4 protein-coding genes are annotated in these 4,412 nt (G+C 51.4%); all 4 read left to right on the forward strand.

From position 1 onward, the window contains the following. Positions 1 to 95: 95 nt before the first annotated feature. The 4 genes from AC0IM9_RS20295 to AC0IM9_RS20310 are packed head-to-tail and all read left to right on the forward strand — an operon-like array spanning position 96 to position 4,299. Positions 96 to 836, forward strand: coding sequence for a DNA methyltransferase (locus AC0IM9_RS20295; RefSeq protein ID WP_482805225.1), 741 nt, complete (start codon positions 96 to 98; stop codon positions 834 to 836). Further along, on the forward strand, positions 833 to 3,319 hold the full coding sequence (locus AC0IM9_RS20300) for a DEAD/DEAH box helicase (RefSeq protein ID WP_482805226.1): 2,487 nt from the start codon (positions 833 to 835) through the stop codon (positions 3,317 to 3,319). Before AC0IM9_RS20295 ends, AC0IM9_RS20300 begins: the two co-directional genes overlap by 4 nt. Before the next feature lie 60 nt (positions 3,320 to 3,379). Then, positions 3,380 to 4,081 (forward strand): hypothetical protein, encoded by a 702-nt coding sequence (locus AC0IM9_RS20305; protein ID WP_482805227.1) that lies wholly within the window; start codon positions 3,380 to 3,382, stop codon positions 4,079 to 4,081. Positions 4,082 to 4,089: 8 nt separating this feature from the next. Continuing rightward, the gene (locus tag AC0IM9_RS20310) at positions 4,090 to 4,299 is read left to right on the forward strand and encodes a hypothetical protein (RefSeq protein ID WP_482805228.1); all 210 of its coding nucleotides are present in this window, start codon (positions 4,090 to 4,092) and stop codon (positions 4,297 to 4,299) included. Positions 4,300 to 4,412: the final 113 nt, after the last annotated feature.

Genomic DNA, 4,412 nt, shown 5'->3' on the forward strand with positions numbered 1-4,412 from the left:
GCGGCATCTTGCTTAAATTCCAGACTGTATTTGGGCCGTTTGTGTTTTTGCTCGTTTGTCATGGTCACCTCTGCTGACAGTATAAAGTCTGCCTTTTGAAGTGTCCGGGTTCATTAAACCATTTCAATAAGGAGTCTGGCACAACAGATGACGGCGGCAATGAGATCAAAGACATTTTCGGTGAAGCGGTATTTGATAATCCGAAACCAACTCAGCTAATCGAGCGTATTCTTCGAATCGCCACTCAACCCAATGACATCGTGCTGGACTTCTTCGCTGGCAGCGGCACCACCGCCCATGCCGTGATGAAGCTCAACGCCGAAGACGGCGGCAATCGGCGCTTCATTCTTGTATCAAGCACCGAAGCGACCGAAAACGAACCCGGTAAAAACCTGTGCCGTGACGTTTGTGCCGAACGAGTGCGACGGGTGATCAACGGTTACTCCAATAAAAAAGGCGAGGCCGTTGCTGGCTTGGGCGGCGATTTTGCCTATCTACGCACCCATAGAATGCCCACCGAAACCCTGTTCAGCAGTGTCCAACATGATGCCATCTGGACGGCCTTGCAGTTGATTGATTCCGAATACCTGGCGCCGTATGATCCCGGCGCACCGATACAGCAAGCCGAACTGACAACCAGCCGCATCTGTTATCTGCCCAAAATCAACGCCGAGGCATTACAGGCCTTGGCCGATCTGATGACCACCGATGTGACGTTGACCGTCTATGCCTGGCAACCGGGTTTGTTGCGGCAACATTTTGAAGATGAGCGCTGGAGCTTTTTGCCGATCCCACAATTTTTGGTGGATCGCTTCGGCAATGGGAGTAAGGGATGAGTGTGGCGCCCAAATGCTATCAGGACGATGCGGTCAAAAACGCCCTGGAGATTTTTCGTTACGCCGAGCAGCAATTGCAACAGGTGACCAGCCCAGAAGATCAGCAAGCTATCAGCGCGTATAACGGTTGCGTGTTACTGGAAGCGCCGACCGGCGCCGGTAAAACCCTGATGGCGGGCTTGATCGCCGAAAGCTTTGCCCGTGCCGACCATCGCGATAATGCCCGGATTATCTGGTTTTGGTTTACGCCGTTCGCTAATCTGGTGGAACAGGCCAAAAGCGCGTTGAAGCGGGATTTCAATGGCCTGACTATCCGTGATTTGAGCTGCGAGCGCAAAACCTATTCCGCCAATAGTGGCGACGTGTTTGTCACCACCTGGGCGTCGGTCACCGCCCGCAATGCCGAAACCCGCAAGTTGCGCAGCAGCGGCGATTTATCGCTGTCGCTGGATGAATTTATCCCGGAATTGCGCGATGCCGGTTTCAGGATTGGCGTGGTAGTGGACGAAGCCCACCACGGTTTTACCAAGGCCAGCGAAACGGTGAATTTTTACCGCAACGTCATGCGCCCGGATTTCACTTTGCTGATTACCGCCACGCCAGACGATGCCGATGTCGGGAAATTCAAACAAGCCGCCGGGTTGGCAGTGGTGCATCGGATACAAGTGTCGAGACATGACGCCGTTGAGGCCGGGTTAATCAAGGAAGCTATCAAATCGATTGCCTATCTGGTGCCGGAAGATCAGCAGGAATTGGTGGATTTGTCGGCGACGGCGCTGGAAGACGGCTGGCGCTGTCATCAGGCCATCAAGGCGCAATTGGCGGAAACTGGCATTCGCTTGACGCCATTGATGCTGGTGCAGGTCGGCAATACCGGCAAGGGCGGGGAAACCGCCATCGAGCAGGCCAAACAGCATTTGTTAAATCTGGGCGTACCGGAAGAAGCCATTGCCTGGTACACCTCTGAAGATCCCAACGACAATTTGCTGGCGGTGGCGCGGGATGAAAGCAAGGAAGTGTTAATCTTTAAAGTGGCGGTGGCTTTGGGTTTTGATGCGCCGCGCGCGTTTACCCTGGTCTCTCTACGCGGCACCAAAAGCACGGATTTCGGCATTCAAGTGGTCGGTCGGATTTTGCGGGTGCATCCCAAATTGCAGGCGCTGGCGATCAGCAAAACCTTGCCGGACGTGTTGCGTTTTGGTTATGTGTTTCTGGCTGATGCCGACAGTCAGGGAGGCTTACTGGGTGCGGGTGCCAAAATTAATGCTATCACCACACAATTGGCGCAAATCACGCCACATACGCTGGTGGTGAAAATGGGCGGGCAAACTGAAGTTCAAGTTGCGCCCAGTGGGCAAACTTCATTGTTGCCGCAACCTTATGCCGCGCCATCATGGCAGCCTGCGCCGGATAGTGTTGAAGGACGCCAGTCTCATATTACTTATTTGGGCGGTTCGACCGCGCCGCTTTTTGAGGAATGGTTTGAGCCGCAGAAAACGCAAGTTAAAGAACCGGGTGTAAACACTGTTCAGTCCAAGCCCATGCTGGGTAATAGCCGATTCGCCTTGCGGGAAGGTTTGCCGAATCGCTTTAAAACCGAACAATTGCCACTGGGCACCGAGGAACTGGAGCAGTGCATCGCCAAGCGGGTCAGGCTGGATGCGGCGATTTTGGGTGCCGGTTTGCGCAAGAGCCTGAAAATCACCCGCAAAACCGTGGACGATATTTTCGGCAGTCAGGATGAAAGCGTGGATAGCGTGTTGGCAAAACTCTCCAATGCCGAGATTTCCAGACGCGCACAACGAGTGTTATGCGATGCCGATTATTATCATCCGGGCGAGTTGAATGCGCTGTTGTTGACGCGTTTGCGGATTGAGTATAACGAGCATCAGGGCATGGAATTAAGCGAACTGGATTTGGCGCGGGCGCTGAATCTGATTTTGGCGACTTTTCCGAATTTGGTGCGGGATGCTGCGCGAGTATGTTCCGCGAATTTCAAACAACTGGCCGATGCCGCATTTTTGCCTGGCTTTGTCGATGCACCGGATTGTGTCGAGCGGTCCCGGTTGAATGTCTATGGCGTGATGCCGCAAGACCTTAACGATACCGAACGGCGATTTGCCCGGATGCTGGATGCCGACACCAGTAACACGGTGGCCTGGTGGCATCGCAACGAACCGCGCAAGCCCTGGTCGGTGGGTATCGTTATGCCTGGCGGCGAGCGGTATTTTCCGGATTTTATCGTCGGCGTGAACGGTCGCCATCAATACGATGGTTTATTGCTGGTAGAAATCAAGGGCGGCCATATCGTCAATTCCGACGATACTCTGGAAAAGATTAACGCCGAACATAAACAATACGGCAAGCCGCTAATGTTGACCCTGCATGACGACGGTCGCTTCTGGATCATGCGTTACATCGAATCCGCCCGCAAAGCCGAGCAGGATCAGGTGTTTCGGGTTGAGAATATGGGGCAGTATTAAATCGGTTGTGCATTAGTGCAGATTGTCGCTATTAGTATCTGCCGAATATAGGGAATATCAATGAATGATTTTGATTACGTCGGTTTACGCGACGGTGAGCACATGGAACCAGAAGCATATTACCGCTTAAATGACCAATTAAGGCTGGAAAGCATGGATTATTGGCGATTGTGCGATGAACTGTCGATTGTCCAAGCTGCATTATTGGTAGTAGGAGAAGACCCAGCCACTGACAATGTTTATGTTGAAAATTGGGATGTTCCAAAACGGCCCAATGGTTATGAGGCTGCAAAATCCGCTATTTCTCGCGCACTGATTAAAAGTGCAATAGTAGGGAATCATATTCCAGAGTTTGACTTAGATATAAACGGAAATATTGTTGGCTCAGTGCCGGGAACAATTAATGTTTCGCTATCGACAGTGGACGTCGATTCGTTGCGGAACTGGTTGAAGAGTCGAGGTATACACAGTGGATTTTTCTTTCCCCTTGCTTCGGACAGACCGGATTATCTTGATCCAGCCCACCCAAGATATGCTCCAAAGTTAGCCGCAGCGGTTAATGCATGGTTGGAGGTTGGTAATACAGCAGAGAACAGCGGCAAATCAGTTAAACAATCGTTGATGAAATGGCTTCGTGAGAATGCATCGCTTTATAGATTATCGGATGAAGATGGCAAGCCAAACGAAACAGGCATTGAAGAATGCGCCAAGGTAGCCAACTGGCAGGATAAAGGCGGCGCACCTAAAACCCCCGGCGGATAATTACATCAATGAACGTCGAGAGCTACTATCAACTTGAGGCAATTGATCCTCTTTGGAATCTTGCAGAGGATTTAAGCATTGAAGATGCGGCCGCGTTAATCGCGGGTTATAACCCTGTACAAATCAGCCGATGTAAAAACGATACGAATTTCGATCAAACCTTTTCGAAATACCCAATAGCCCTGAAAACTCTTACTCACGCAGTTGAAATGGTTTAATGAACCCGGACACTTCAAAAGGCAGACTTTATACTGTCAGCAGAGGTGACCATGACAAACGAGCAAAAACACAAACGGCCCAAATACAGTCTGGAATTTAAGCAAGATGCCGC

The sequence above is a fragment of the Methylomonas sp. Uni0011 genome, from assembly GCF_056850255.1.